Genomic DNA, 322 nt, shown 5'->3' on the forward strand with positions numbered 1-322 from the left:
CACATCTACGTCGGCAACTGGTTCTTCGGCGCGTTCATCGTCGTCATCGCCATGTTGCACGTGGTCAACCACCTGTCGATCCCGGTGAGCTGGTTCAAGTCCTACCCGGTGTATTCCGGGGCCACCGATGCCATGGTGCAGTGGTGGCACGGCCACAACGCCGTGGGCTTTTTCCTGACCACCGGTTTCCTCGGGATGATGTATTACTTCGTGCCGAAACAGGTCGGTCGCCCCGTGTACTCGTACCGTTTGTCCATCGTGCACTTCTGGGCGCTGATCACCCTGTACATCTGGGCAGGTCCCCACCACCTGCACTACACCG

The 322-nt window shown here is 59.6% G+C and carries 1 protein-coding gene; it reads left to right on the forward strand.

The annotated features are described in order from the left end of the window. Nucleotides 1-322: cbb3-type cytochrome c oxidase subunit I (locus ACW9HW_RS30170; RefSeq protein WP_457402985.1), on the forward strand; the 322-nt coding region annotated here is incomplete at both ends.

The organism is Pseudomonas sp. SDO5532_S415, assembly GCF_054071155.1.